We start from the raw sequence: 26,975 nt of genomic DNA on the forward strand, positions 1-26,975 counted from the left end.
CTTTGTGACTATCAGTCCGTACTCACAAGCACCCACACGAATTGCTTGATTCAATTTGTTAAAGAGCGTTTGGTTAAGAGCTTTTCGTCTCAACCGAGGCGCGCATTCTACGCTTTCCTCATTTGTTGTCAAGCGTTTATTTTGAAGTTTTTCGCGAGAAACTCGTTTAGCTTCAAACACTTGGCTCGCTGCGATCTCTCGTAGCGGGAGGCGAATCATACAGCGTTTAGAAGCGCTGTCAACCACCTTTTCAACCGCTGACGATCTTTCGATCGAAGCCCTTCAAACTTCGTCCTCACTATTTAACTCATTGAATCTCAAGGAGTTTTTCGTTCCGACTACGCTGGAAGTGGGGCGCATTATAAGGGGATTCGAAACCCCGTCAACCTTTAATTTCACGAAACCTTAATATCGCTAAAAAGCAAAGCGGGGAGGCCTTCGGCCTCCCCGCTATTCCACTTCTCTATATAGCCTCAAAGCACCCCAGCACTGCGCAAGCGGTGCACCGCATCGGCATCCAGCCCCAACACCTCACTCAATACCGCCTCGGTGTGCTCACCCAACAGCGGCGGCGCCCGCCGGTACTCCACCGGCGTCTCCGACAGGCGAATAGGGCTGGCTACCTGCGGCACACTCCCCGCCAGTGGATGCGGGACAGTCACCGCCAACCCTCGAGCCACCACCTGCGGATCCTGGAACATCTGCGCCAGGTCATTGATTGGCCCACACGGCACCCCAGCCTTCTCCAACTGGCTCACCCACTCCGCCGTGGTCTTGAACACCGTAGCCTGACGAATCAACGGAATCAGCTCACCACGGTTGGCCACACGCAGCTTATTAGTAACGAAGCGCGGATCATCCGCCCACTGCGGCTGCCCAGCCACCTCGGCAAACTTGCGAAACTGACCATCATTACCCACGGTAAGGATGAAATCGCCGTCTGCTGTAGGGAAGTCCTGGTAAGGCACGATATTGGGATGCGCATTACCCAGGCGCCGGGGCGGGGTGCCCGTGGTCAGGTAGTTCATGGCCTGGTTCGCCAGGCAGGCCACCTGAACATCGAGCAATGCCATGTCGACATGCTGACCGATCCCGGTCTGGTCACGATGGGCGAGGGCAGCCAAAATCGCCACAGTCGAGTACAACCCAGTAAGAATGTCAGTCAGCGCCACGCCAACCTTTACCGGCCCAGCACCTTCTTCCCCCTCAGGCCGACCGGTCAGGCTCATCAACCCACCCAGCCCTTGGATCATGAAGTCATAGCCCGCGCGCTTGGCATAGGGCCCGGTCTGGCCAAAACCGGTAATGGAGCAATAGATAAGCTTTGGGTTGAGCACTTTCAGGCTTTGGTAATCCAGCCCATAGGCTGCGAGGCCACCCACCTTGAAGTTCTCGATGACGATATCTGACTTCGCCGCCAGCTCACGCACCAAACGTTGCCCTTCAGGCTGCGTGAAGTCGATCGTCACCGAACGCTTGTTGCGATTGGCCGAGAGGTAATAGGCGGCCTCACTGGTGTTCTCACCTCGGGCATCTCTGAGGAAAGGCGGCCCCCACGAGCGGGTATCATCGCCATTACCAGGGCGCTCGACCTTGATCACGTCAGCCCCAAGGTCAGCGAGAATCTGGCCAGACCATGGGCCGGCCAACACGCGCGAAAGGTCCAGCACCCGCAGATGTGATAGCGCGCCCATGGGCTGGCTCCTTATTAATAGAAGGCCTGGATGCCGGTCTGAGCACGCCCCAGGATCAACGCATGCACGTCATGGGTACCTTCATAGGTGTTGACCACCTCAAGGTTCACCAGATGGCGAGCCACGCCAAATTCATCGGAAATGCCGTTACCCCCCAGCATGTCACGTGCCATGCGGGCGATGTCCAAGGCTTTACCGCAAGAGTTACGCTTCATGATCGAGGTGATCTCGACAGCCGCCGTGCCTTCATCCTTCATGCGCCCCAAGCGCAGGCAGCCCTGCAGTGCCAGGGTGATCTCGGTCTGCATGTCGGCCAGCTTTTTCTGGATCAGCTGATTGGCTGCCAGCGGGCGGCCGAACTGCTGACGGTCCAGGGTGTATTGGCGCGCGGTATGCCAGCAGGCCTCGGCGGCGCCCAACGCCCCCCAGGAGATGCCATAGCGCGCCGAGTTCAGGCAGGTGAACGGGCCCTTGAGGCCGCGCACGTCTGGGAAGATGTTCTCCTCAGGCACGAACACGTTGTCCATCACGATCTCACCGGTGATTGAAGCACGCAGGCCCACCTTGCCGTGGATCGCCGGGGCGCTGAGGCCTTCCCAGCCCTTTTCCAGCACGAAGCCGCGGATATCGCCAGCGTCATCCTTGCCCCACACCACGAACACATCGGCGATGGGGCTGTTGGTGATCCACATCTTGCTGCCTGTCAGGCGGTAGCCGCCGTCCACCTTTCTGGCCCGGGTGATCATCGAGCCCGGGTCGGAGCCGTGGTTAGGCTCGGTCAGGCCGAAGCAGCCGATCCACTCACCCGTGGCGAGCTTGGGCAGGTACTTCTGCTTCTGCGCCTCGGTGCCGAATTCGTTGATCGGTACCATCACCAGGGAAGACTGCACACTCATCATCGAGCGATAGCCAGAGTCGATCCGCTCGACCTCGCGAGCGATCAGCCCGTAACACACATAATTAAGGCCGCTGCCGCCATACTGCTCGGGGATGGTGGCACCCAGCAAACCGATTTCACCCATCTCGCGGAAGATCGCGGGGTCGGTCTGCTCATGGCGGAAGGCTTCGAGCACGCGCGGCGCCAGCTTGTCCTGGGCGAACTGATAAGCGCTGTCACGTACCATGCGCTCTTCTTCAGTGAGCTGCTGATCGAGCAGCAGCGGATCGATCCAGTTGAAGCTTGCTTTACCGGCCATGAGCGAAATCCTCGAAAAGAGAGAGCAAATTCTTGTGCCCTTGAGCCTAGGCCTGATCGGCCGTCGGGACAAACGAGGATTGCGCACGGATTAGTGATAATTTGTCACTTCGTAAATCAGCAAAACGCCACATTGACAGCCTTACAAGTGAGGTTGACGTACATGCGCCGCAAGATCCCCAGCACTGCCGCCCTGGTCTGTTTCGAGGCGGCGGCGCGTAACGAAAGCTTCACCAAGGCCGCGCAAGAACTCGCGCTGACCCAGGGCGCCGTTTGTCGGCAGATCGGCGGCCTGGAGGCCTTCCTTAATGTGGAACTGTTTCGCCGCTCAAGGCGCGGGGTGAAGCTGACCGAGGCTGGCCTTTCCTACAGCCGCCAAGTTGCCGCGCAGCTAGATGCGGTAGAGCGCGATACCTTGTCGGTCATGCGCCAGCAGGGCGCCAATGTGATCGAACTGGCCGTGGTACCCACCTTCGGCACCCAATGGCTGCTCCCCAGGCTCAAGGACTTCCAGCAGTGCCACCCCGACGTCACCGTCAACCTGACCAACCGCACCCGGCCATTTCTGTTTGCCGACACAGCCTTTGATGCAGCCATCTATTTCGGCGATGCCGACTGGTCCGGCACCCAGTCACATAGGCTGATGGGCGAGAACCCTGTCCCCGTCTGCAGCCCGACGTTGCTGGACGGGCAGGGCATGCTCGACGCCCGCCGCATTGCGCAACTCCCCTTGCTACAGCAGACCACGCGCCCCTATGCCTGGCGGCAATGGTTCGGTGGCCTGGGCATGAACGTGGAGCGCGACATGACAGGCCCGCGTTATGAACTATTCTCGATGCTCGCGCAGGCGGCGATGCACCAAATGGGGGTCGCGCTGATCCCGCCCTTTCTGATCCAGCGGGAGTTGCAGGAGGGTAGGTTGGTGGTCGCTAACAGGCATGCCCTGAGCAGTGACAAGGCCTACTATCTGATGATTCCCGAACGCAAAGTGGAGTCTGCCTCGCTACGGGCTTTCCGCGACTGGCTGGTAGCACAAGCGCAGGCTTACACCACCGGCTCTGCCTAGTCGCAGCCAAACAATCTGACTTCGTAGTCAATTATTTTAAACACCTACAGATATATGTATTTGTCGCATATTCGAAAACTGTTACGCAAGCCTGAAAATCCCGCTTAACCCTGCTGACTGCGCGGCTTTCAGGCTTAAATTGCGACATTGAGCGAACCGTAAGCGAAATACCGCAATTTTTTTTAGTTTTATCTCCTAATCTCCCAATGGCCCATGTTTGACGGGCTGCAATCGAAGACTTGCGACATACGGTCACAGGGTGACTTGTAGTTTTAACTTCGTTTCGCTCCAGAACCGGTTGAAGCCCCTTGGGTTCATCTGCAAAATGCCTGGCCCGCCTAGGATTCGGCGGGTTGGACCGCACCAGCGCACCAGCCGAAGTACGCTGGCTTCAACAAAGACAAAAGGTCACCGCAGGAGACATAGTCGTGCACATTGGTGTTCCTCTCGAGACGCAGACGGGTGAGACAAGGGTCGCCGCGACCCCTGAAACCATCAAAAAACTGGTTGCCCAGGGCCATCAGGTCACCGTCCAACGGGGGGCAGGGCTAAACGCCAGCATTCCGGACAGTGCCTATGAGGCTGTGGGTGCCTCCCTGGGTACCGCCGCCGATGCCTACGGCGCGCAACTGGTACTTAAAGTAGTCGCGCCCAACGACCAGGAGATGGCGCTGATCAACAGCGGCAGCCTGCTGGTGGGCATGCTCAACCCGTTCAACAGTGAACTGATCGGCAAGATGGCCGAGCGCGGTATCACCGCCTTCGCCCTCGAAGCAGCGCCGCGTACCTCGCGGGCACAAAGCCTCGATGTGCTGTCGTCCCAGGCCAACATCGCCGGTTACAAGGCGGTACTGCTGGCAGCGCACTACTACCCTCGCTTCATGCCCATGCTGATGACGGCCGCCGGTACCGTGAAGGCTGCCCGCGTGCTGATCCTCGGTGCAGGCGTTGCAGGCCTGCAGGCCATTGCTACCGCCAAGCGCATGGGTGCCGTGATCGAGGCGTCGGATGTACGCCCCGCCGTCAAAGAGCAGATCGAATCGCTGGGCGCCAAGTTCATCGACGTACCTTACGAAACCGATGAGGAACGTGAGTGCGCCGAGGGCGTTGGTGGCTATGCCCGGCCAATGCCGGCCAGCTGGATGCAGCGCCAGGCCCAGGCCGTACACGAACGCGCCAAGCAGGCCGACATCGTCATCACCACCGCACTGATCCCTGGCCGTAAGGCGCCGACCCTGCTCAGCGCCGAAACCGTCGCGCAGATGAAGCCTGGGTCGGTGGTCATCGACCTGGCCGCCGCCCAAGGCGGTAACTGCCCACTGACCGTCGCCGACCAGGTGGTGCAGGAAAACGGCGTAACCATCGTCGGCCCGACCAACCTGCCTGCCCAGGTGGGGGCCGATGCATCGGCGCTGTACGCACGCAACCTGCTGGACTTCATGAAGCTGTTGTTCGACAAGGACAACGCGCTGGTCATCAACCTCGAAGACGACATCGTTGCGGCCTGCCTCATGTGCCGCGATGGGCAAGTCGTCCGCAAGAACGGCTAAGGAGCACGACAAATGGAAGACATGCTGATTTCCCATGGCATCTACAACCTGATCATTTTCGTGCTGGCCATCTATGTGGGCTACCACGTGGTGTGGAACGTCACCCCAGCGCTGCACACGCCGCTGATGGCGGTCACCAACGCCATCTCGGCCATCGTCATCGTCGGTGCCATGCTGGCGGCGGCGCTGACCGTAACGCCCGCCGGCAAGCTGATGGGCACGCTGGCCGTGGCCTTGGCTGCGGTCAACGTGTTCGGTGGCTTCCTGGTCACCCGTCGCATGCTTGAGATGTTCAAGAAGAAAGCCAAGAACGAGGCGAAGAAGTAAGCATGAGCATGAATCTGGTAACGCTTCTCTACCTGGTCGCCTCGATCTGCTTCATCCAGGCGCTCAAGGGCCTTTCGCACCCGACCACGTCACGCCGCGGCAACCTGTTCGGCATGATCGGCATGGGCTTGGCAATCGTCACCACGGTTGGCCTCATTTATAAGCTGGGTGCAGAACTGGCAACGGCCGGTATCGGCTACGTGATCGTCGGCCTGTTGGTCGGTGGTACCGCGGGTTCGATCATGGCCAAGCGGGTCGAGATGACCAAGATGCCGGAACTGGTCGCTTTCATGCACAGCATGATCGGCCTGGCCGCGGTGTTCATCGCCATTGCCGCCGTGTTGGAGCCGCAGTCGATGGGTATCGTCGCCAGCATCAGCGACCCGATCCCGACGGGTAACCGCCTGGAGCTGTTCCTCGGCGCGGCAATTGGTGCCATCACCTTCTCCGGCTCCGTGATCGCCTTCGGCAAGCTGTCGGGCAAGTACAAGTTCCGCCTGTTCCAAGGCGCACCGGTACAGTTCGCCGGCCAGCACAAGCTGAACCTGATCCTGGGCCTGACCACTATCGCCCTGGGCCTGCTGTTCACCTTCACCGGCCACTACAGTGCCTTTACCCTGATGCTGGTTCTGGCCTTCATCATGGGCGTGCTGATCATTATTCCGATCGGTGGCGCGGACATGCCGGTGGTGGTGTCGATGCTCAACAGCTATTCGGGCTGGGCAGCAGCGGGTATCGGCTTCTCGCTGAACAACTCGATGCTGATCATCGCAGGCTCGCTGGTCGGCTCCAGCGGTGCCATCCTCTCGTACATCATGTGCAAGGCGATGAACCGTTCGTTCTTCAATGTCATCCTCGGCGGCTTCGGCGGCGCGACCGATGCCGGTGGCCCCGCAGGCACCCAGGAAGCTCGCCCGGTAAAATCGGGTTCGGCCGACGACGCTACCTTCCTGCTCAGCAATGCCGACACAGTGATCATCGTGCCGGGTTACGGCCTGGCAGTCGCCCGTGCCCAGCACGCGCTGAAGGAGCTGACCGAGAAGCTGACCCACAACGGTGTGACCGTGAAGTACGCGATCCACCCGGTGGCAGGCCGCATGCCGGGGCACATGAACGTGTTGCTGGCCGAAGCCGAAGTGCCGTACGACCAAGTGTTCGAGATGGACGACATCAACGCCGAGTTCGGCCAGGCCGACGTGGTACTGGTGTTGGGCGCCAACGATGTGGTCAACCCGGCAGCGAAAAACGATCCCAAGTCGCCGATTGCCGGCATGCCGATCCTGGAGGCGTTCAAGGCCAAGACCATCATCGTCAACAAGCGCTCCATGGCCAGCGGCTATGCAGGCCTGGACAACGAACTGTTCTACCTGGACAAGACCATGATGGTATTCGGTGACGCCAAGAAGGTAATCGAGGATATGGTCAAAGCCGTGGAGTAACCCACTGGCTGCAAACCGTGCGCTATATAAGAAGCCCCGCCGAGAAATCTGCGGGGCTTTTACATTTACCTGATCCAGATCAACGGCTCTACTTCCGGGCTTCTCATACGACCATGGTCGTGGGACGGCAACCGGCGAAATCTCTAGACTGCGCTCCAGTAGCTTCAGTAGCCTGAGATAACAATCCATGTACCGTGATCGTATCCGCTTGTCCTCCCTGCACAGCAAGGTAATGAGTGCGGCTGATGCCGCTGGTCTGATCGAGGACGGCATGACCGTCGGCATGAGCGGCTTCACCCGCGCCGGCGAAGCCAAGGCCGTACCCCATGCCCTGGCCGAACGTGCCAAGCAGTCGCCGCTGAAAATCAGCCTGATGACCGGCGCCAGCCTGGGCAATGACCTGGACAAGCAGCTGACCGAGGCCGGCGTGCTGGCTCGCCGCATGCCCTTCCAGGTCGACAGCACCCTGCGCAAGGCCATCAACGACGGCCAGGTGATGTTCATCGACCAGCACCTGTCGGAAACCGTCGAGCAATTGCGCAACCAGCAGCTCAAGCTGCCGGACATCGCCGTCATCGAAGCCGTGGCCATCACCGAACAAGGCCATATCGTGCCGACCACCTCGGTAGGCAACTCGGCCAGCTTCGCGATCTTCGCCAAGCAAGTGATCGTCGAGATCAACCTGTCGCACAACGCCAACCTCGAAGGCCTGCACGACATCTATATCCCGACCTACCGCCCAACCCGCACACCGATCCCGCTGGTCAAGGTCGATGATCGCATCGGCAGCACCGCCATCCCGATCGACCCGGCCAAGATCGTCGGTATCGTCATCAGCGACCAGCCGGACTCGCCATCCACTGTATTGCCGCCGGACGACGAAACCCAGGGCATCGCCGACCACCTGATCAACTTCCTCAAGAAGGAAGTCGACGCTGGCCGCATGACCAACAAGCTCGGCCCACTGCAGGCCGGTATCGGCAGCATCGCCAACGCGGTGATGTGCGGCTTGATCGATTCGCCGTTCGAAGACCTGACCATGTACTCCGAAGTACTGCAGGATTCGACCTTCGACCTGATCGACGCCGGCAAGCTGAGCTTCGCCTCCGGCAGCTCGATCACCCTGTCGCCCCGTCGCAATGCCGATGTGTTCGGCAACCTGGAGCGCTACAAGGACAAGCTGGTGCTGCGCCCACAGGAGATCTCCAACCACCCAGAGGTGGTCCGTCGCCTGGGCATCATTGGTATCAACACCGCGCTGGAGTTCGATATCTACGGCAACGTCAACTCCACCCACGTGTGCGGCACGCGGATGATGAACGGCATCGGTGGTTCTGGCGATTTCGCCCGTAACGCGCACCTGGCCGTGTTCGTCACCAAGTCGATTGCCAAGGGTGGTGCGATTTCCAGCGTGGTGCCGATGGTCAGCCACGTCGACCACACCGAGCACGACGTCGACATCCTGGTCACTGAGCAGGGGCTTGCAGACTTGCGCGGCCTGGCGCCACGCGAGCGTGCCCGGGCGATCATCGACAACTGTGTGCACCCGGATTACCGCGCAGCGCTGAACGACTACTTCGATCGCGCCTGCCAGCGCGGTGGCCATACGCCGCACATTCTGCGCGAAGCATTGAGCTGGCACGAAAACCTGGAAGAGACCGGGCGCATGCTCGCCAGCTGATTCCCACACGCTTGTAGTTACACCGCTCCAAACAAGCCGCCTTTAGCCGGTACACGCGCGATTCGTCGTCAGCGCCGTATCGGTTAAAGGCGGCTTGCCGGCTATAGGGCCGGTACAGTCAAACCCCTCGCTCGAAACGACCGCCAATCAAGCTACAAAAACTGTACTACTGTACTGGTATTCTTAGCTTACCTTCTGCTGACCACCTCTCATCCCCGACCATTTTGCACCATATAAGTGCAGACCAGTACAGTTTCGCCTATTTCGAGTGCAACAGTAGGGTTACACAGTTAACTGAACCATCGTAATGCCGCAGAACTGTATCTACTGTTATGGACAAGAGAGGAGGATCATTGGCATCAGTTAAATCACTACCTAATCCCGCCATAAGCGGAAGGATGAAACATCATGGAACGTACACTCAGTTCCGGTCTGGTTTTTGAAAGCAACGCCCAACAATCCAACGCTTCGATGCCTCTGCGCGCCCTGTCCACCCTGCTGTTGTGGCAGCGTCGCATGGCCAGCCGCCGTCAACTGGCTCGCCTGGACTCCCGCCTGCTGGCCGACGCCGGTATCAGCGAGTCGCAGCGTTACGAAGAGCTGAGCAAGCCTTTCTGGCGCTAAGCTCCGGCTTGCCGGCTATGCCCGGCACCGCGAATTCCTAAACCCGTTGCAGGTGACTGCAGCGGGTTTTTTGTTTGTAAGCTACGTACCAGAGCGGCTCACAGCTCTACAGGTACAGTTTCTTATAATGCAAAAACACACCAGTACAGTACTGGGAAGGGGTGTTCATTAACATCCAGAAACATCGACGCGTGATACGCTTGGCTTAACAGTCTGGTAGAAACCAGATGTTGAAAAGTACCGAGACGCGCAGTGCGAGCGTCCGATTAGCAGAATCCCCTAGGAGTCCACGATCATGTCCCTTAAACACCTGATTGGCGCCGCCCTGATGCTGAGCCTGGCCGGCACCGCCAGCGCCACCAGCTTCGTCGTCACCACTGACGCAGTCGTGGGCGCTGTCGCTGCATCCACTGACGCCACCTCCGACGTATCGTCGTCGTTCCGCGACGACAAGATCGTCCAAGCCGCCCGTGACGATGCCGCCAGCTTCGTTGGCAGCCAAGGCGACATTCGCGGCGCCAAGCTGGAAAGCGCCTTCCTGCACATTCGCGCGCAAATGCCGACCCTGCAGGCTAGCGACGCACAGCTGGCACAGGCCATCCTGGCCATCTGACCTGCACTGAACCCTGCGACTGTACGGGTGCTCGCCCGCACAGCCGCAGGTGTATTCACCCCCTCGTTCCCAGCCGTCAGAAGCCCATGCGTTATCTGTTGCCGTTGTTGTTTGTCGCCGTTGGCATTCCCCTGAGCATGGCACCTGCCCATGCGTTGGACACCACCACGCAAAGCCTGGTCATCACAGGCTATGTCACCAGCCAAGTCACCACAGCGCCGTTCGACCGTAAGCTGGTCAGCCAGGCCCGTGACGATGCTGCGGTATTCGTCGCCAGCGATGGCCTGATCCTCGGTGCGCGCCTGGAAGCGGCGTTCGCCTCGCTGCGCCAGCACGGTGCCGCACAGGCTGTCGGCGACCTGGAACTGGCGCAGGCAATTCTCGTCCAATGACTACACCTGACTCCCTGTATTTTTCGGAGATGCTCCATGCGTAAACCGCTGATTGCCGCTACCCTCGGCATGCTGCTGCTGGCCGACCTGGCCCAGGCACAGACGCTGGTGGCCACCAGCAACATCATCGTGCGTGCCTTTGGCCGTTCGATCGATTTCACGTCCGACACCACCACCTCGATCCGTGACTCCAAAGTCGTGCGTGAAGCGCACGACGATGCCGCCAGCTTCGTCGCCAGCAACGGTGATATCCGTGGCGCCCAGCTTGAAGCTGCGTTCAATACCCTGCGCGAGCGCCTGCCTGAAGCGCGAGGCGCCAGCGACCAAGTGCTGGCTGAAGCCATTCTCGCGCTGTGAACCAGGTGCGTGCCTGGCTGCTCGGCTGCGCCCTGACGCTGCTCGGCACACCCGCCCTGGCCGACCTGCAGCTTGAGCTGCAGGCTTCCGGCCTCGACCCTCAACAACGCCAAGCCAGCCAGGCACTGCTCGACGAAGCACTGGGCAAGCTGCCGCCGCGCTTCAAGCAGCAACTGGACCGGCGTGTGCAGGTCAGCTGGACTGCGCGCATGCCCGCCGACGCCTATGGCCAGGCGTCGCTGGTTTCTACCCTGGAGCTCAACAGCCGCCTGCTGCCCGGGCTGGTCGATGGCAGCGCCGCCCGCGAACGCACCCACCGCCCACACGGCACCGTGCGCGAAGAGCTGCTGGCGACTGTCCTGCATGAACTGACCCATATTTACGACCGGGCCCGGTTGTGGCCGGCCACCGAGCGCTCGCTGATCGCCCGTTGCAAGCGCCAGCAGGGCACCGTGGGCAAAATCGGCTTGCCAGAGGCGTGCCGCGGCCAGGCCGAGCGGCGCTTCACCTTGAGCGATGACCCACGCCTGCTCGACCTTGCGGGCTGGCAGCAATATGTCGGCCGCCGCGGTGAGCGTGAGCAGCACAACGGCCAGTTCGTGCGCAGCCCAGACACCTATGAGCTGAGCAGCCCCAAGGAATTCATCGCGGTCAACATGGAGTACTTCCTCCTCGACCCGAGCTATGCCTGCCGACGCCCCGCCTTGAACCAGTACCTGCGCGACCACTTCGGCTGGGCACCCGCACAAGAGAGCTGCGCCAAGGGCTTGCCATTCCTCAACGCGGGCAGCGACTTCGCTCGCCAGCCACTGGGCGAAATCGACCCCGAACGCGTTTATGAAGTCGACTACCTGCTGGCCGAGGCCAATCAGAACTGGGTCAGCCGCTGGGGCCACAGCATGCTGCGCCTGGTCATCTGCAAACCTGGGCGGCCGCGCGGCCCGGATTGCCGCCTGGACCTCGACCAGCACCTGGTGCTGTCGTATCGCGCCTTCGTCAACGATGTGCAGTTGTCCAGCTGGGACGGCCTGGTCGGCGCTTATCCATCGCGGCTGTTCGTGTTGCCGTTGGGCCAGGTCATCGACGAGTACACCAAGACCGAGCTGCGCAGCCTGGCGTCGATCCCCCTCAAGCTCGACCGCCAGGAAGTCGAGAACCTGGTGCGCCAGGCGGCGGAAATGCACTGGAGCTACGACGGCAATTACTACTTCCTGTCCAACAATTGCGCGGTCGAATCGCTGAAACTGCTGCGCAGTGGCACCGCCAACCCGCGCCTGAACGACCTCGACAGCATCATGCCCAACGGCCTGCTGGAAGTGCTCAAAGGGCGGGGCATTGCCGATACCAGTGTGCTCGATGACCCCCGCGAAGCCCTGCGCCTGGGTTACCGCTTCGACTCCTACCGTGACCGCTACCAGGCCATGTTCGACGTGCTGAAAAAGCAGCTGCCGATCAAGCAGGAGAAGGTCGAGGACTGGCTGGCCCTGGATGCCGAACAGCGCCGCGGCTGGTTCGCCCAGGCCGACCTGCGCACCAGCGCTGCCTTGCTGCTGCTCGAGCAGGCCAGCCTGCGCCGCCAGCTGTTGCTGGCCCAGGACGAGGTCAAGCAGCGCTACCTGAACGCGGCGGCGCTGAAGGATGTCAGCATCGACAAGGCCAACCAGACGCTGCAGCAGATACTCGCCAACAGCGGCTTCCTCAGCCGCCCGGCAGAACTGCTGGACGCCAAAGGCTATGGTCTACCGCAGCCCGATGAGCGCAAGCACCTTGAGAAAGTCAGCAGCGAGCGGCAGGCCCAGTTGCTGCGCCTGAGCACTGACCTGGACAAAGAGGTGAGGGCGCTGCTGGACCCGTCGCGGGCCAAGGAGATTGCCGCGATCGAGACCAACGTGAAGCAGGTGGGTGAGCATCTGCGAACGCTGCACAAGGCCGCAGGCGGGTTGCAGTTGTAGTCATCACAGCACCGGCCTCATCGCGGGCAAGCCCACGAAGGCCATGTGACCTAACAGATGACCTACAGGCTTTCCCCAACCTCCCCAGGCAGATCCTCATCCAGGTGCAACCAGGGCAACCGGCTACCCGTCCAGATATGCCGGTTGGCCCGCACCCGCTCCGGGTGGTCCAGCGTCGCCACCGTCACATCGATGCTGTCCGGGCTGTGCGAAGTGACCAATGCCACATGCGCCCCACACTGCCCACAAAAATACCGGCTGCAACTGGCCGGCGCCACATAGCAGCGCGGCTCGCCCGCCAACCACTGGAATGCGGAACGCGGCACCGTCAGCCAAGTCACCACCAACCCGCCACTGACGCGCCGACAGATCGAACAATGGCAGTGGGCGACATCCGTCAGCGCCCCCTCCAGCCGATACCGCAAGCCACCACAGTGGCAGCCACCTTCGGTCACATTCTGCATCACCTACCTCCCGTCGCCTTTGTCACAGCGAAAGCTGGCTGAAAGCTTGCCCTCTTAGGATAGCGCCCACTACCGGCACAAGACCGGTCAGCCAGGGCACCCGGAATCTTCCGCGCCCGGCCCAATCAACAACAACAATGGTGATTCTGATGTATTCCTGTGCCCGCCTTCATGTCGTCCCCCTCCGCATGCTCCCTGCACAGCGCCTGACGCGCTGATCCGCCCGAATCGACTGTCCTTTCGCCGCGCCACGCCTGGAGTATTGCCATGCTGACCTTCCTCGGCTTTGCCATGGTCATCACCTTCATGTACCTGATCATGACCAAGCGCCTGTCGGCCTTGATCGCGCTGATCCTGGTACCGATCCTGTTCGCCCTGTTCGGCGGTTTCTCCGCCAAGATCGGCCCCATGATGCTCGAGGGCATCAGCAAGCTCGCGCCAACCGGCGTGATGTTGATGTTCGCCATCCTCTACTTTGCCCTGATGATCGACTCCGGCCTGTTCGACCCGGCCGTGCGCAAGATCCTCAAGCTGGTCAAAGGCGACCCGCTGAAAGTCTCGGTCGGCACCGCCGTGCTGGCCCTGGTGGTCTCGCTCGACGGTGACGGCGCCACCACCTACATGATCTGCTGCGCCGCCATGCTGCCCATGTACAGCCGCTTGGGCATGAGCCCGCGGATCATGGCCGGCCTGATCATCCTGGCCGGCGGGGTGATGAACATGACCCCCTGGGGTGGCCCGACCGCACGCGCCGCCAGCGCACTGCACGTGGACCCGTCAGACATTTTCGTGCCCATGATCCCAGCCATGCTGTTCGGCGTACTGGCGATCCTGGCCATTGCCTATATGTACGGCAAACGTGAACGTGCCCGCCTGGGCGAACTGCACCTGCCGACCGACGACATCGACCACAGCGAAATCACCGTGTCGCAGTTCCCGGAGGCACGCCGGCCAAAACTGTTGTACTTCAACGGTGCCCTGACGGCAGCCCTGATGGTTGCCCTGATCGCAGGCGTGCTGCCACTGCCGGTGCTGTTCATGATCGCCTTCAGCATCGCCATGATCGTCAACTACCCCTGCCTGCAGCAGCAAAAAGACCGCATTGCCGCCCACGCCGGCAGCGTTCTGGCGGTAACCGGGCTGATCTTCGCCGCCGGTATCTTCACCGGCATCCTGTCCGGCACCGGCATGGTCGATGCCATGTCCAAGAGCCTGCTGGCGGTCATCCCCGAGGCCCTGGGCCCGTACCTGGCGGTAATCACCGCGATCGTGAGCATGCCGTTCACGTTCTTCATGTCCAACGACGCCTTCTACTACGGCGTGTTGCCGGTACTCGCCGAGGCCGCCAGCCACTACGGCATCAGCCCGGTCGAGATGGCCCGCGCGTCGATCGTCGGCCAGCCGGTACATCTGCTCAGCCCCTTGGTACCCTCCACCTACCTGCTGGTGGCCCTGGCCGGCATCGAGTTCGGTGACCACCAGCGCTTCACCCTGAAGTGGGCAGTTCTGGTGTGCCTGTGCATAATGCTCGCCGCGCTGCTGATGGGGATTTTCCCGCTGTTCAGTAGTCTTTAATAAACACGTATTACCCCTCCCGCGATGCGCCCCAAATTGGGGCGCGTCGCCTTTACCGTTCGAAGGAATACACATGGAATGGCTGACCAGCCCGGAAATCTGGGTTGCCTTTTTCACCCTCACCGCGCTTGAGATCGTTCTGGGGATCGACAACATCATCATGATCTCGATCCTGGTCAGCCGCATGCCCAAGCACATGCAGCCACGTACCCGGATCTTCGGCCTGGCCCTGGCCATGGTCACGCGTATCATGCTGTTGCTGTCGATCACCTGGGTCATGCGCCTGACCGCCGATCTGTTCGTGGTCTTCGGCCAAGGCATCTCCGGCCGCGACCTGATCCTGTTCTTCGGCGGCCTGTTCCTGTTGTGGAAGAGCTCCCAGGAGATCTACCACGGCCTGGAAGGCGAAGACGAAAGCTCGGACGAACCGAAAGGCGCGGGCGGCAAGTTCTTCTACACCATCATCCAGATCGCCATCATCGACATCGTGTTCTCGCTGGACTCGGTGATCACCGCTGTGGGCATGGTCTCCCATGTGCCGGTGATGATCGCCGCCATTGTCGTCGCCGTGCTGGTGATGATGCTGTGCGCCGGTGCCATCAGTAACTTCATCGACAAGCACCCTTCGCTGAAGATGCTCGCGCTGTCGTTCCTGATCGTGGTCGGTACCGTGCTGATCGCCGAATCGTTCGACGTGCATGTGCCAAAAGGCTACGTCTACTTCGCCATGGCGTTCTCGCTGGCGGTCGAAGCGATCAACATCCGTATGCGCACCGCCCTGTCGCGCAAAGATGGCAAAGAGCATGATCCAGTGAAACTGCGCAAGGACATTCCGGGTCAATAAACCCAGGAAGCGCGTTTCAAGCAAGGGCCCTTCGGGGCCCTTTTTCGTGCCTGCCGGCCTCTTCGCGGGTAAACCCGCTCCCACAGGCGCCAACGATCCCTGTGGGAGCGGGTTTACCCGCGAAGAAGCCAGTAGGGCAATCATTCATGACCGGTTGTTTCAAATCGCCGACAGCCATGCGAAGCTGGCAAGCGCTGCACAAAACAACTAAAGCTTTGAGTGGGCACTGAAATTTTCCAAAACGCCCACGCTCCACTTATTGGCCCACATGGGCCATTGGCAACAGGGGGCTTCGCCATGCTGACCCTGCTCAACCTGCTCTCGGCCGTGACGCTATTGGTCTGGGGCACACACATCGTGCGTACCGGCATCCTCCGGGTTTTCGGCTCTGACCTGCGCCGCATCATCAGCCAGAACATGAACAAACGCCCCCTGGCGTTCATCGCCGGGATTCTGGTTACCGCCATGGTGCAGAGCAGCAACGCCACCGCGATGCTGGTCACATCCTTCGTCGGCCAAGGCCTGATGGCCATGACACCGGCCTTGGCGATCATGCTTGGCGCCGATGTCGGTACCGCGCTCATGGCCCGGGTGCTGACCTTCGACCTGTCGTGGCTGTCGCCCCTGCTGATCTTCCTGGGTGTGATCTTTTTCCTCTCGCGCAAACAAACCCGCGTCGGCCAGCTGGGGCGCGTAGGGATTGGCCTTGGCTTGATCATCCTGGCCTTGGAGCTGATCGTGCAGGCCGCTGCGCCCATCACCCATGCCCAAGGGGTGAAAGTCCTGTTCGCGTCGTTGACCGGGGACATCTTGCTCGACGCCTTGGTCGGCGCGCTGTTCGCCATGATCTCCTATTCCAGCCTGGCGGCGGTGTTGCTCACCGCGACCCTGGCCGGCGCTGAAGTGATCAGCCTGCCGGTGGCCATCGGCCTGGTGGTGGGTGCCAACATCGGCAGCGGCTTGCTGGCCTTCATCAGCACCAGCATGCAGAACGCCGCCGGGCGGCGCGTCGCGCTGGGCAGCTTGCTGTACAAGCTGTTCGGCCTGTTGCTGATCATTCCGGTGCTGCACCCACTGGTGGAGTGGATGGACACCTTGAGCTTCAGCCCTCAGGAGCTAGTGATCGGGTTCCACCTGCTCTACAACACCCTGCGCTGCTTGCTCATGCTGCCAACCGTCAAACCCATGGGCCGGCTGTGCAACTTCTTGCTGCCCGAACGCGAAAACGGCAATGGCCAAGTACGCCCGCGCCACCTTGATGCCTCAGCGCTGGAAACGCCCAGCCTGGCACTGGCCAACGCTGCCCGCGAAACCCTGCGCCTGGGCGACATCGTCGACAGCCTGCTCGAAGCCATGCTCGGGGCCCTGCGCGGCACGCAGACCGCCCTGCCACAGCAGGTCCGCGCCTTGGCCGAGGACGCCGAGGCCCTGTACAGCGCCATCAAACTGTACCTGGCGCAGATGACGCGGGAGGACCTCAGCGAGCGCGATAACCGGCGCTGGGCCGAGATCATCGAGTTGGCGATCAACCTCAAGCTGGCCTGCGACCTGGTCGAACGCATGCTGCGCAAGGTCCAGCAGCAGAAAACCAGCCAGCGCCGCGCGTTTTCCCAGGTCGGCCTGGAGGAACTGACCGGCCTGCAGGAGCAGTTGCTGTCGAATCTGCGCCTAGGCCTGTCCGTATTCCTCAGCGCCGACCCCGAAAGCGCGCAGCTGTTGCTGCGTGAAAAACGCCGGTTTCGTGCGCAGGAACGGCGCCTTGCCCACGCCCATGTCAGCCGCCTGCAACGCAAGGTGGTGCAAAGTATCGAGACCAGTTCGCTACACTTGGAGCTGATCGCTGACATGAAGCGGTTGAACTCTTTGTTCTGCAGCAGTGCCTATGTGGTACTCGGTGGCTCGGACACGGGCGGGCTAATGCTCGACAGCGTGCCGGACGAAGCCCGCTTGCCGTGATTTCGCCAACCAGGAGATCCAAGCTCGCCCATGCGTTGCCTGATGTTCGTTTGCCTACTGATCTGCAGCCTGCCCACGCTCGCCCTCGACCGCTCGCGGGTTGAAGGCTACCTGCTGCCCAACGGCCTGCAGGTCATCCTCAAGAACGGCTATGAACGCGACCACGTGGCCATCCGCCTGGTGGTGGGGGTCGGCCTGGATGACTTCAGTTGCGAGCAGAAAGAGCTGCCGCACTTGCTCGAGCACTTGCTGTTCAGCGGCATCGACGAAACGGGCGAGGGCGGCCTGGAAGAGCGCCTGCAAGCCCTGGGCGGCGAGTGGAATGCCTACACCAGCAGCGCCGATACCACCTTCGTGGTCGAAGCGCCGGCGCGCAACCAGCGTAAAGTCCTCGACTTGCTGCTGGCGATAATCCGCGACACCCCGATCGACGCCAAGGCCCTGGCCACGGCGAAAAGGATCATCGAGCGCGAAGATGGCGGCCACTATGGCCACCTGCAGCGCTGGCTCGACCGCCAGGACATCGGCCACCCCGCCAGTGACCAGTTGGCCACCGAGCTGGGCCTCAAGTGCGCCGAGCGCTCGAACATCGACGACATGACCCTGGAACAGGTGCAGGCCCTGCGCGACCGCTGGTACGCGGCCAACAACATGACCCTGATCCTGGTCGGTGGCCTCGACCGCCTGCTGCCGGCCTACCTGGAGCGGACTTTTGGCGAGCTGCCTGCCACCGAACCGGAAGAGCGCCGCAACCTCGAGAGCATCAGCCAGCAGGCCGACCAACGCCGCGACCTGACCCGCGGCTGGCTGGGCGACAGCGTCAAGTTGCACTGGCTGTTCATCGAGCCGGTGCTGGACAACGACCACCAGCCGACCCTCGACCTGCTGTCACGCTACCTGGACTGGGCACTGTACGACCAGTTGCGCCTGCGCAATGGGCTGTCCTACGGCCCATCGGTGCAGCGCGAAAGCTTCGGCGACAGTGGCATGCTCAGCCTTAACGCCGACCTGGAACGCGACGACATCGACAAGGCGGTCAAGGTGATGCAGGGCTTGTTCGACCACCTGCGCAAGGAAGGCCTCGACCCGGACACCTTTGCCCGTATCAAGGACGCCAGCGTTGCCCGGGAAAGCTGGAGTACCCAAGGCAACAGCGCCTTGGCCGACTATTACTGGGGCGCGTTGAACGACTACACCGACGGCCGCTTTGCCAACCCTGCGCGCAAGTTGCGCCAGGTCAGCCTGGCACAGGCCAATGAGGCACTGAAGGAATTGCTCAAGGACCCGGGTTACCTGCGCATCGAGAAACCGCTGCTGGGTTACGACGAGCTGTACGGGCTGCTCGCCCTGCTGCTGGGGCTGATCCTGGCGGCAGGGTTGCTGCGCTGGCGCCGGCACACCCCGCAACCACCGAGCGGTGCTACACGGCAGAAGTGATTCGGCGGTATCCTTTAGCCAGTACCGGCCTTTTCGCGGCCCCGCTCCCACAACGGTAGACATTGCCCCTGTGGGCGCGGGCTTGTCCGCGAAGCGGCCGGCACAGCCACCCTATCTCTCCTGTTGTAGACCCATGCCCCCAATTCCCCGCTTCGTCCAGCGCGTCATCGAACTGCTTAAACGCTACCCCGGCATCATTGCGCTCGGGGGGTTCCTCTCTGGCATCGGCAGCTTCATCCTGGTCGACCGCCAGGCCGGCCTGGCCAGCTGGGTAGCCGTCCTGATGCTGGTCAGTTGGGTCTGGCTGATGCTGGAAAACACCCTTACCGGCTTGTTCGCCCGCACCTTCAACCGCGAAATCCCGCAGCCCTTGCTGCGCTACGCGACGCAGATGATCCACCAGGAAACCCTGTTCTTCGTCCTGCCGTTCTTCTTCATCACCACCACCTGGAACAGCGGCCAGCTGGTGTTTACCGGCTTGCTGGGCGCTGCCGGGCTGATTTCGATCGTCGACCCGCTGTACTACAAGTGGCTGGCCCCACGGCGCTGGCTGTTCCTCGCGCTGCACACCCTGACGTTGTTCGCAGCATTGCTGACCGCGCTGCCCATCATTTTGCACCTGACCACCGCCCAGAGCTTCAAGCTGGCGTTGATCATCGCCATGGCCCTGTCCTTCCCAAGCCTGGCCAGCAGCTTCCCGGTGAATACCTGGCGGCGCGGCGTGGCCCTGGTGCTGGTGACGCTGTCGGTCGGGGCCGGAGGCTGGTTGCTCCGCTCCTGGGTACCACCGGCGACGCTGTGGATGACCGAAGTGGCCGTCAGTACCGAAGTGCTCAACCGCCAGCCCGGCGAGTCGCTGGACGAGATCGCTGCCAGCCGCATCAAGAGCAGCGGGTTGTATGCGTACACCTCGATCAACGCACCACGAGGCCTGAACGAGCGGATCTATCACGTGTGGCAAAAGGACGGCACGGAAGTCGACCGTATTGCCCTGGACATCCACGGTGGGCGCAAGGAAGGCTACCGCGCCTGGACCCATAAGCAGAACTTCCCGCCTAACCCGGTGGGCAAATGGCAGGTGAGGGTGCTGACCGAAGACGGGCAGGTGATTGGCGTGCTGCGCTTCAAGGTGGTCGACGACACTGCGGCGAAGTGATGGTTGCGGCTTGCCGGGGCGCCGAACCGCTGCGATGGGCCGCAAAGCGGCCCCCAGCTCCCACACTCAGCACATAATCAACAAACCAGCCCATGCCCTCTGCGCTATGATCAGCCCCTAAGCCTTAGCGCCGAGTCAGTTGCATGGAGCCTATGACCCCCCCCAGTGCCACCCTGGACACCAATCAACACCCCGCCTGCCTGCGCATAACCGGTGATTGGACCCTGGCCCACTACGCCAGCCTCAAGCGCGAAAGCGAGCAGTTGCGCACGCAATGCAGCAGCGACACCGTTGCCGACCTCAGCCAACTGGGCCGCCTCGACACCGCCGGCGCCTCTCTGCTGGCCGAACTGCTCGGTTCCGAGCGCCTGTCCCATTGCACCGACAGCCTGCCCGACGCCAGCCGCGCCCTGCTCAAGAACGTCTACTGCTCCGTCCAGGACTACTGCATCCCGGTCAAGGAAGCAGAACGCCCGGTGCTGCTGTTGCTGCTGGAGCGCATCGGCCGTGCCGTCAATACCCTTTGGCAAGACACCCGGCAATTGCTCGGCTTCGTCGGCCTGATTCTGGAAACCCTGCTGCGAAGGGCCTTCCAGCCGCACCGCTGGCGGCTTACCCCGGTGGTCGCTCACATCGAGCAGACCGGCCTGGACGCCGCCCCCATCGTGGCCTTGCTGACCTTCCTGGTAGGCGCGGTGGTGGCGTTTCTCGGCGCCACGGTGCTGGCTGCCTTCGGCGCGACCATCTTTACCGTCGACCTGGTGGCGTTCTCGTTCCTGCGTGAATTCGCCGTGCTGCTGACCGCCATCCTCATGGCCGGCCGCACGGCCAGTGCCTTCACCGCGCAGATCGGCTCGATGAAGGCCAACGAAGAAATCGACGCCATCCGCACCCTGGGCCTGAACCCGATGGAGTTGCTGGTCGTGCCACGGGTGTTGGCCCTGCTGATCTCGTTGCCACTGCTGACCTTCCTCGCGATGATCTGCGGCATCGTCGGCGGCGCGGTGGTCTGCGCGCTGTCGCTGGACATCTCACCGGCCATGTTCCTGTCGCTGCTGCAGACAGACATCGGTGTGCAGCACTTCCTCGTCGGCCTGGCCAAGGCGCCGTTTTTTGCCTTCCTGATCGCGGCCATCGGCTGCCTTGAAGGCTTCAAGGTCAGTGGCAGCGCAGAATCCGTTGGGGCACACACCACCTCGGCAGTGGTGCAGTCGATTTTCGTGGTCATCGTGCTGGACGCGGTGGCGGCACTGTTCTTCATGGAGATGGGCTGGTGAGCGGGCGGGAAACAGTCATCGAGGCCCGGGGCATCTGTAACCGCTTCGGCAGCCAGAGCGTGCATGAAAACCTCGACCTGGACCTGTACCGGGGCGAGATCCTGGCCGTGGTCGGCGGCTCGGGTAGCGGCAAATCGGTGCTGCTGCGCAGCATCATTGGCCTGCGCCGGCCCAACGAAGGGCAGATCAAGGTATTCGGCCAAGACCTGGCCGAGCTGCGCGAAGAGCAGCGTTCGTTGGTCGAGCGGCGCTTCGGCGTGCTGTTCCAGAAGGGTGCGCTGTTCTCGTCGCTGACCATCACCGAAAACGTCGCCTTGCCGCTGATCGAGCATGCTGGTTTGTCCCGCGCGGATGCCGAACACCTGGCCGGGGTCAAGCTGGCCCTGGCCGGGCTGCCGATTTCGGCCGCCGACAAATACCCGGCCTCGCTGTCCGGCGGCATGATCAAGCGCGCGGCGCTGGCACGCGCCTTGGCCCTGGACCCGGACATCCTGTTCCTCGATGAACCCACCGCGGGCCTCGACCCGATCGGCGCCGCCGCGTTCGACCAGTTGATCCTGACCCTGCGCGACGCACTGGGCCTCTCGGTGTTCCTCATCACCCACGACCTGGACACCCTCTACACCATCACCGACCGCATCGCGGTGCTGTCGCAGAAGAAGGTGCTGGTGGCCGGCCCCCTGGCCGAGGTCGAGCAAGCCAACGACCCCTGGATTCAAGAATACTTTCACGGCCCCCGCGGGCGTGCAGCCGAACAGGCCGCCGCCCGCCCGAGGCAGGAGCGCTGAACGATGGAAACCCGAGCACATCATGTCCTCATTGGCCTGGTCACCGTCCTGGTGGTGGCCGGTGCCATGCTGTTCGGCCTGTGGCTGACCAAGTCCAGTGTCGACGATGCCTTCAAGGATTACGAAGTGGTGTTCAACGAAGCCGTCTCGGGCCTGTCCCGGGGTAGCCCGGTGCAGTACAACGGCATCAAGGTCGGCGACGTGTCGACCCTGCGCCTGGACCCCAAAGACCCGCGCCGCGTGCTCGCCCGCGTACGGCTGAGCGGCGACACACCGGTCAAGGAAGACACCCAGGCCAAGCTGACCCTGGCCGGGGTCACCGGCAACTCGTTCATCCAGCTCAGCGGCGGCACGCCCCACAGCCCGGAGCTCAAGGGCAAGGACGGCAAGTTGCCCGTGATCATCGCTTCGCCTTCGCCGATCTCACGCCTGCTCAACGACAGCAGCGACCTGGTGACCAACATCAACCTGCTGCTGCACAACGCCAACCAGATGTTCTCTGACGACAACATTGGCCACCTCAGCAGCACCCTGGCCAACCTCGACAAGACCACCAGTGCCTTCGCCGGCCAGAACGGCGGCATTGCCCAGGCCATCGAGCAACTGGTGCAGGTTGGCAAACAGGCCAGCGCCACCCTGGCCGAAACCCAGGCACTGATGCGCAACGCCAACGGCCTGCTCGGCAGCGAAGGCAAGCAAGCCATCGGCAATGCCGGGCAGGCCATGCAGTCGCTGGCCGACAGCACGGCAACCATCAACCAGCTGCTCAAGAACAACAGTGAGGCCATTGGCGACGGTGCCCAGGGCCTGAACCAGCTAACCCCCGCAATCCGCGAGCTGCGCGAGACCCTCAACGCACTGAAGGGCATTTCCCGGCAACTGGAGGCCGACCCGAGCGGCTACCTGCTCGGCCGCGACAACAACAAGGAGTTCCAGCCATGAAACCTTCGCTGCGCCTGTTGGCCCTGGCGGCCGCGATGAGCCTGGCCAGTGCCTGCTCGATCCTGCCGCCAAGCGAACCTGTGGACCTCTATCGCCTGCCCGTGAACCAGCCAAGCCGCGTTGCCACGCCGCTGGACTGGTCGCTGCGGCTGAACAAACCGCTGGCCAGCGAAGTGCTGGCCGGCCCCCGGATCACGGTGATTCCACACGGCGACGTGGTCAGCAGCTACAAGGGCGCGCGCTGGAGCGACGCTGTGCCGGTACTGCTGCGCAACCGCCTGCTCGACGGGTTCCAGCGTGACGGCCAGGTGCAGCGCCTGAGCGCCGACGACAGCAACCTGCAGGCTGACTACGAGCTGGCCGGCGAACTGCAGGCGTTTCAGAGCGAGTACCGCCAGGACGGGGCAGTGGAGGTGGTGATTCGTTACGATGCCCGGCTGGTCCAGGGCCGTAGCCAGCGCATCCTGGCCAGCAAACGGTTCGAAATCCGCCGGCCGTTGGCCGACAAGCAGGTCGCGGCTGTCGTCGCAGGCTTCGGCGCGGCCAGCGACCAGCTGGCAGGGCAGGTGGTGGCCTGGACAGTCGCCCAGGCCGCGCAGGCTCAGCCGAAGAACCAGTAGCAGACGAAGATCGCCGCGACCACCCCGGAGAACTCCGCCAGCAGTGCGCAACCGACCGCGTGGCGCACCCGCTGGATGCCCACCGCACCGAAGTACACCGCCAGCACATAGAACGTGGTCTCGGTACTGCCCTGGATGGTCGCTGCGACCAGCGCCGGGAAGCTGTCCACGCCTTGTGTCTGCATGGTCTCGATCAACATCGCCCGGGCGGCACTGCCGGAGAACGGCTTGACCAGCGCGGTGGGCAGGCCTTCGACGAAGCGTGTATCCAGGCCCATCCAGTTCACCGCATGGCGAATGCCATCCAGCGCCAGCTCCAGGGCGCCCGAGGCGCGCAGCACACCCACCGCCACCAGCATGGCCACAAGGTAAGGCAGCAGGTTCTTGGCCACGTCGAAGCCTTCCTTGGCCCCTTCGACAAAGGCTTCGTACACCTTGACCCGCTTCAGCGCGCCAATCACCAGAAACAGCATGATCACGCCAAACAGCGTGAGGTTGCCCAGGAGCGACGACAGGCTCGACAGCGCGGCCGCCGACAAGGTACCGAGAAAGGCCATGAAGCAGCCCAACAGCAGCGCACCGGGGATCAGATACGCCAGTACCACCGGGTCCCACAGACGCAGGCGCTGCATGACAGCCACCGACAGCAGGCCGACCAGGGTCGACACGCTGGTGGCCAGCAGGATCGGCAGGAACACCATCGTCGGGTCGGCCGCGCCTTGTTGCGCGCGGTACATGAAGATGGTCACCGGCAACAGGGTCAGCGACGAGGCGTTAAGCACCAGGAACAGGATCTGCGCGTTGCTCGCGGTGGTGCTGCTGGGGTTCAGCTCCTGCAGCGCCCGCATGGCCTTCAGGCCGATCGGCGTGGCCGCGTTGTCCAGGCCCAGGCCATTGGCGGCGAAGTTCATGGTGATCAGGCCCAGGGCAGGGTGGCCCTTGGGTACCTCTGGCATCAGCCTGGCGAAAAGCGGGCCAAGCACCTTGGCCAGCCACTCGACGATGCCGGCCTTCTCGGCGATTTTCAGAAAGCCCAGCCACAGGGTCAGGGTGCCGAACAGCAGGACCATCACCTCCACCGACAGCTTGGCCATGGCAAAGATGCTCTCGACCATCGCCGCGAAGATGCCGGCGTTACCGCCGATCAGCCATTGGGCCAGGGCGGACACGGCCGCCACCAGGAAAAAGCCGAGCCAAAGGCCGTTGAGCATCCGTGTATTCCCCCTGAAAAATGCCCGAATGATAGCGTATCGAGCTGTTCATTAGCGCCAAACGTAGCCCACCCCCCTGTAGGAGCAGCCTTGTGCTGCGAAGAGGCCGGTGACAACTGTTCTGTTCTCAGCGCCTGCCCCGGCCTCTTCGCAGCACAAGGCTGCTCCTACAGGCCGGTGTGCTTTACAACAGATAGCAAAAAGCCCCGACAAGTCGGGGCTTTTTGTTCAACGCATCAGCTTCAGCGTTTGGCGGTCTGGCCAACCACTGCAGCTTCCTGCTTGTCGGCCATCAGCGAGGCGTAGTACTGCTCGCCCTTGGCAGCGTCGTACATGCCTTCCCAGCGTGCGATAACCAGCGCGGCCAGGGCATTGCCGACCACGTTCAGTGCGGTACGGGCCATGTCCATGATGCGGTCGACACCCGCGATGAAGGCCAGGCCTTCCAGCGGGATGCCTACGCTGCCCAGGGTCGCCAGCAGTACCACGAAGGATACGCCCGGTACACCGGCAATGCCTTTGGAGGTGACCATCAGGGTCAGGACCAGCAGCAGCTGCTGGCTCCACGACAGGTCAATGCCGTACAGCTGGGCAATGAAGATTGCCGCGATGCTCTGGTACAGGGTCGAACCATCGAGGTTGAACGAGTAGCCAGTCGGTACCACGAACGAGCAGATCGACTTCGGCGCACCGTACTTCTCCATCTTCTCGATCACCCGTGGCAGCACGGTTTCGGAGCTGGAGGTGGAGTAGGCCAGGATCAGCTCATCTTTCATGATGCGCATGATCTTGATCACCGAGAAGCCGAACACGCGCGCCACCAGGCCCAGCACCATGAAGGCGAAGAAGGCGATGGCGAAGTACACCAGCAACACCAGCTTGGCCAGCGGCAGCAGCGAGCTGAAGCCGAAGTTGGCGACGGTGACGGCGATCAGGGCGAATACGCCGATCGGGGCGTAGTTCATGATCATGTGGGTGACCTTGAACATGGTCTCCGACACAGCCTGGAAGGTACGCACCAGCGGGTCGCGCAGTTCTGCCTGCAGGCTCGACAGGCCCAGGCCGAACATTACCGAGAAGAAGATGATCGGCAGCATTTCGCCACGCATCAGCGCTGCGAAGATGTTCGACGGGATCAGGTTCAGCAGGGTTTCGATGAACGCGTGCTCATGCTGCACTTCGGCCGCGGTGGCCTGGTACTTGGAGATGTCCACGGTACCCAGGGTGCTCATGTCGATGCCGGCGCCCGGGTGGAACAGGTTGGCCAACACCAGACCGACGACGATGGCGATGGTGGTCACCACTTCGAAGTAGATGATGGTCTTGAGGCCGATGCTGCCCAGTTTCTTCGCGTCGCCAACTCCGGCGATGCCCACGATCAGCGACGAAATCACGATCGGGACGACGATCATCTTGATCAGGCGAATGAAGATGTCACCAGCGGGCTGGAGGACGTTGCTGATCCACCATGCCTTTTCCGCACTGAAATGATTCAGTAGCGCGCCGATTGCAACGCCCAGGACCAGACCGATAACGATCTGCCAGGCGAGGCTCAGTTTTGCCTTCTTCATGTCTTTACCCTTTGTTCTAGTGGTCATGGGCGTCGAACGAAAACGCGCGTAACAGAGCCGTTGGCAACGTCACGGTGAGCGAAAAAGCTTCCGTCCGGCGACCTCATGTAAGGACACCGCGAGCGAGCGACAGGGCGCTCGGGCCAGCGAAAAGGCGGCAACTATTGCGATGGGGAAGGGGGAAATCTAATGCCGGAAACGCATATCCCATGCCGATACTGCATAACGGTTTGCGCTGAAAATG

General features: G+C 62.0%; 24 protein-coding genes. 19 read left to right on the top strand and 5 right to left on the bottom strand.

Annotation, left to right across the window (positions count from 1 at the left end; genetic code table 11):
- Positions 1-473 precede the first annotated feature (473 nt).
- Entirely contained in the window at positions 474-1,694 is a 1,221-nt protein-coding gene (locus QOS90_RS00005; protein WP_085272094.1) for a CaiB/BaiF CoA transferase family protein, read from the bottom strand.
- A gap of 14 nt (positions 1,695-1,708) precedes the next feature.
- Complete coding sequence (locus QOS90_RS00010; RefSeq protein WP_027591941.1) at positions 1,709-2,890, bottom strand: acyl-CoA dehydrogenase; 1,182 nt, start codon at positions 2,888-2,890, stop codon at positions 1,709-1,711.
- A gap of 162 nt (positions 2,891-3,052) precedes the next feature.
- On the opposite strand from QOS90_RS00010, the gene QOS90_RS00015 reads away from it, so the two are divergent.
- From QOS90_RS00015 to QOS90_RS00060, 10 genes are all read left to right on the top strand, one after another.
- Entirely contained in the window at positions 3,053-3,955 is a 903-nt protein-coding gene (locus QOS90_RS00015; protein WP_085272095.1) for a LysR family transcriptional regulator, read from the top strand.
- A gap of 428 nt (positions 3,956-4,383) precedes the next feature.
- Positions 4,384-5,505 (top strand): Re/Si-specific NAD(P)(+) transhydrogenase subunit alpha, encoded by a 1,122-nt coding sequence (locus QOS90_RS00020; protein WP_027591943.1) that lies wholly within the window; start codon positions 4,384-4,386, stop codon positions 5,503-5,505.
- Between the two features lie 12 nt (positions 5,506-5,517).
- A complete protein-coding gene (locus QOS90_RS00025; protein WP_027591944.1) occupies positions 5,518-5,832 on the top strand; it encodes an NAD(P) transhydrogenase subunit alpha part 2 in 315 nt (104 codons plus the stop codon).
- A gap of 2 nt (positions 5,833-5,834) precedes the next feature.
- Positions 5,835-7,271: an NAD(P)(+) transhydrogenase (Re/Si-specific) subunit beta gene (locus QOS90_RS00030; RefSeq protein WP_027591945.1), complete on the top strand. Its 1,437-nt coding sequence runs from the start codon at positions 5,835-5,837 to the stop codon at positions 7,269-7,271.
- A gap of 187 nt (positions 7,272-7,458) precedes the next feature.
- Positions 7,459-8,952: a succinyl-CoA:acetate CoA-transferase ScpC gene (scpC, locus tag QOS90_RS00035; protein ID WP_085272096.1), complete on the top strand. Its 1,494-nt coding sequence runs from the start codon at positions 7,459-7,461 to the stop codon at positions 8,950-8,952.
- A gap of 408 nt (positions 8,953-9,360) precedes the next feature.
- Complete coding sequence (locus tag QOS90_RS00040) at positions 9,361-9,576, top strand: DUF1127 domain-containing protein (protein WP_012269957.1); 216 nt, start codon at positions 9,361-9,363, stop codon at positions 9,574-9,576.
- A gap of 295 nt (positions 9,577-9,871) precedes the next feature.
- The gene (locus QOS90_RS00045; RefSeq protein WP_027591947.1) at positions 9,872-10,189 is read left to right on the top strand and encodes a DUF2388 domain-containing protein; all 318 of its coding nucleotides are present in this window, start codon (positions 9,872-9,874) and stop codon (positions 10,187-10,189) included.
- Between the two features lie 86 nt (positions 10,190-10,275).
- On the top strand, positions 10,276-10,581 hold the full coding sequence (locus QOS90_RS00050) for a DUF2388 domain-containing protein (RefSeq protein WP_085272097.1): 306 nt from the start codon (positions 10,276-10,278) through the stop codon (positions 10,579-10,581).
- A 36-nt stretch (positions 10,582-10,617) separates the two neighbouring features.
- Entirely contained in the window at positions 10,618-10,938 is a 321-nt protein-coding gene (locus tag QOS90_RS00055; protein ID WP_027591949.1) for a DUF2388 domain-containing protein, read from the top strand.
- Entirely contained in the window at positions 10,935-12,890 is a 1,956-nt protein-coding gene (locus QOS90_RS00060; protein ID WP_085272098.1) for a DUF7844 domain-containing protein, read from the top strand. The genes QOS90_RS00055 and QOS90_RS00060 overlap by 4 nt, the downstream gene beginning before the upstream one ends.
- 62 nt (positions 12,891-12,952) lie before the next feature.
- Here the strand turns inward: QOS90_RS00060 and QOS90_RS00065 are convergent, their stop codons facing one another.
- Positions 12,953-13,354, bottom strand: a complete 402-nt coding sequence (locus QOS90_RS00065) for a GFA family protein (protein ID WP_085272099.1) — start codon at positions 13,352-13,354, stop codon at positions 12,953-12,955.
- A gap of 267 nt (positions 13,355-13,621) precedes the next feature.
- On the opposite strand from QOS90_RS00065, the gene QOS90_RS00070 reads away from it, so the two are divergent.
- The 9 genes from QOS90_RS00070 (at position 13,622) to QOS90_RS00110 (ending at position 23,949) form a co-directional block, all read left to right on the top strand.
- Complete coding sequence (locus QOS90_RS00070; RefSeq protein ID WP_085272100.1) at positions 13,622-14,929, top strand: CitMHS family transporter; 1,308 nt, start codon at positions 13,622-13,624, stop codon at positions 14,927-14,929.
- A gap of 73 nt (positions 14,930-15,002) precedes the next feature.
- Positions 15,003-15,773: a TerC family protein gene (locus QOS90_RS00075; RefSeq protein ID WP_027591953.1), complete on the top strand. Its 771-nt coding sequence runs from the start codon at positions 15,003-15,005 to the stop codon at positions 15,771-15,773.
- 297 nt (positions 15,774-16,070) lie between these two features.
- Positions 16,071-17,729 carry a Na/Pi cotransporter family protein gene (locus QOS90_RS00080; RefSeq protein ID WP_027591954.1) on the top strand — a complete coding sequence of 553 codons (1,659 nt, stop codon included), beginning with the start codon at positions 16,071-16,073 and terminating at the stop codon, positions 17,727-17,729.
- Positions 17,730-17,759: 30 nt separating this feature from the next.
- Positions 17,760-19,166 (top strand): M16 family metallopeptidase, encoded by a 1,407-nt coding sequence (locus tag QOS90_RS00085; RefSeq protein WP_085272101.1) that lies wholly within the window; start codon positions 17,760-17,762, stop codon positions 19,164-19,166.
- A gap of 133 nt (positions 19,167-19,299) precedes the next feature.
- Positions 19,300-20,322, top strand: coding sequence for a DUF5924 family protein (locus tag QOS90_RS00090; protein ID WP_027591956.1), 1,023 nt, complete (start codon positions 19,300-19,302; stop codon positions 20,320-20,322).
- 143 nt (positions 20,323-20,465) lie between these two features.
- Positions 20,466-21,599, top strand: coding sequence for an ABC transporter permease (locus QOS90_RS00095; RefSeq protein ID WP_085272102.1), 1,134 nt, complete (start codon positions 20,466-20,468; stop codon positions 21,597-21,599).
- Positions 21,596-22,387, top strand: coding sequence for an ABC transporter ATP-binding protein (locus QOS90_RS00100; RefSeq protein WP_027591958.1), 792 nt, complete (start codon positions 21,596-21,598; stop codon positions 22,385-22,387). The genes QOS90_RS00095 and QOS90_RS00100 overlap by 4 nt, the downstream gene beginning before the upstream one ends.
- Before the next feature lie 3 nt (positions 22,388-22,390).
- The gene (locus QOS90_RS00105) at positions 22,391-23,329 is read left to right on the top strand and encodes an MlaD family protein (RefSeq protein WP_027591959.1); all 939 of its coding nucleotides are present in this window, start codon (positions 22,391-22,393) and stop codon (positions 23,327-23,329) included.
- The gene (locus tag QOS90_RS00110) at positions 23,326-23,949 is read left to right on the top strand and encodes an ABC-type transport auxiliary lipoprotein family protein (protein ID WP_085272103.1); all 624 of its coding nucleotides are present in this window, start codon (positions 23,326-23,328) and stop codon (positions 23,947-23,949) included. The genes QOS90_RS00105 and QOS90_RS00110 overlap by 4 nt, the downstream gene beginning before the upstream one ends.
- Here QOS90_RS00110 and QOS90_RS00115 read toward each other — a convergent pair.
- A complete protein-coding gene (locus QOS90_RS00115) occupies positions 23,931-25,160 on the bottom strand; it encodes a spore maturation protein (RefSeq protein WP_027591961.1) in 1,230 nt (409 codons plus the stop codon). The two genes, QOS90_RS00110 and QOS90_RS00115, sit on opposite strands and share 19 nt — an antisense overlap.
- A 242-nt stretch (positions 25,161-25,402) precedes the next feature.
- The gene (gltP, locus tag QOS90_RS00120; RefSeq protein WP_027591962.1) at positions 25,403-26,731 is read right to left on the bottom strand and encodes a glutamate/aspartate:proton symporter GltP; all 1,329 of its coding nucleotides are present in this window, start codon (positions 26,729-26,731) and stop codon (positions 25,403-25,405) included.
- Between the last annotated feature and the right edge of the window lie 244 nt (positions 26,732-26,975).

The organism is Pseudomonas sp. LAIL14HWK12:I10, assembly GCF_900184205.1.
Lineage (GTDB): Bacteria > Pseudomonadota > Gammaproteobacteria > Pseudomonadales > Pseudomonadaceae > Aquipseudomonas > Aquipseudomonas kermanshahensis.

Excerpts from the sequence above, each read along its gene's own strand:
- QOS90_RS00085 (WP_085272101.1), top strand. The coding sequence starts at position 17,760 with ATGCGTTGCCTGATGTTCGTTTGCCTACTGATCTGCAGCCTGCCCACG.
- QOS90_RS00030 (WP_027591945.1), top strand. The coding sequence starts at position 5,835 with ATGAGCATGAATCTGGTAACGCTTCTCTACCTGGTCGCCTCGATCTGC.
- QOS90_RS00105 (WP_027591959.1), top strand. The coding sequence starts at position 22,391 with ATGGAAACCCGAGCACATCATGTCCTCATTGGCCTGGTCACCGTCCTG.
- QOS90_RS00070 (WP_085272100.1), top strand. The coding sequence starts at position 13,622 with ATGCTGACCTTCCTCGGCTTTGCCATGGTCATCACCTTCATGTACCTG.
- QOS90_RS00025 (WP_027591944.1), top strand. The coding sequence starts at position 5,518 with ATGGAAGACATGCTGATTTCCCATGGCATCTACAACCTGATCATTTTC.
- QOS90_RS00115 (WP_027591961.1), bottom strand. The coding sequence starts at position 25,160 with ATGCTCAACGGCCTTTGGCTCGGCTTTTTCCTGGTGGCGGCCGTGTCC.
- QOS90_RS00040 (WP_012269957.1), top strand. The coding sequence starts at position 9,361 with ATGGAACGTACACTCAGTTCCGGTCTGGTTTTTGAAAGCAACGCCCAA.
- QOS90_RS00110 (WP_085272103.1), top strand. The coding sequence starts at position 23,326 with ATGAAACCTTCGCTGCGCCTGTTGGCCCTGGCGGCCGCGATGAGCCTG.
- QOS90_RS00075 (WP_027591953.1), top strand. The coding sequence starts at position 15,003 with ATGGAATGGCTGACCAGCCCGGAAATCTGGGTTGCCTTTTTCACCCTC.
- QOS90_RS00015 (WP_085272095.1), top strand. The coding sequence starts at position 3,053 with ATGCGCCGCAAGATCCCCAGCACTGCCGCCCTGGTCTGTTTCGAGGCG.
- gltP (WP_027591962.1), bottom strand. The coding sequence starts at position 26,731 with ATGAAGAAGGCAAAACTGAGCCTCGCCTGGCAGATCGTTATCGGTCTG.
- QOS90_RS00090 (WP_027591956.1), top strand. The coding sequence starts at position 19,300 with ATGCCCCCAATTCCCCGCTTCGTCCAGCGCGTCATCGAACTGCTTAAA.
- QOS90_RS00050 (WP_085272097.1), top strand. The coding sequence starts at position 10,276 with ATGCGTTATCTGTTGCCGTTGTTGTTTGTCGCCGTTGGCATTCCCCTG.
- QOS90_RS00065 (WP_085272099.1), bottom strand. The coding sequence starts at position 13,354 with ATGCAGAATGTGACCGAAGGTGGCTGCCACTGTGGTGGCTTGCGGTAT.
- QOS90_RS00095 (WP_085272102.1), top strand. The coding sequence starts at position 20,466 with ATGGAGCCTATGACCCCCCCCAGTGCCACCCTGGACACCAATCAACAC.
- QOS90_RS00010 (WP_027591941.1), bottom strand. The coding sequence starts at position 2,890 with ATGGCCGGTAAAGCAAGCTTCAACTGGATCGATCCGCTGCTGCTCGAT.
- QOS90_RS00045 (WP_027591947.1), top strand. The coding sequence starts at position 9,872 with ATGTCCCTTAAACACCTGATTGGCGCCGCCCTGATGCTGAGCCTGGCC.
- QOS90_RS00080 (WP_027591954.1), top strand. The coding sequence starts at position 16,071 with ATGCTGACCCTGCTCAACCTGCTCTCGGCCGTGACGCTATTGGTCTGG.
- QOS90_RS00055 (WP_027591949.1), top strand. The coding sequence starts at position 10,618 with ATGCGTAAACCGCTGATTGCCGCTACCCTCGGCATGCTGCTGCTGGCC.
- scpC (WP_085272096.1), top strand. The coding sequence starts at position 7,459 with ATGTACCGTGATCGTATCCGCTTGTCCTCCCTGCACAGCAAGGTAATG.
- QOS90_RS00005 (WP_085272094.1), bottom strand. The coding sequence starts at position 1,694 with ATGGGCGCGCTATCACATCTGCGGGTGCTGGACCTTTCGCGCGTGTTG.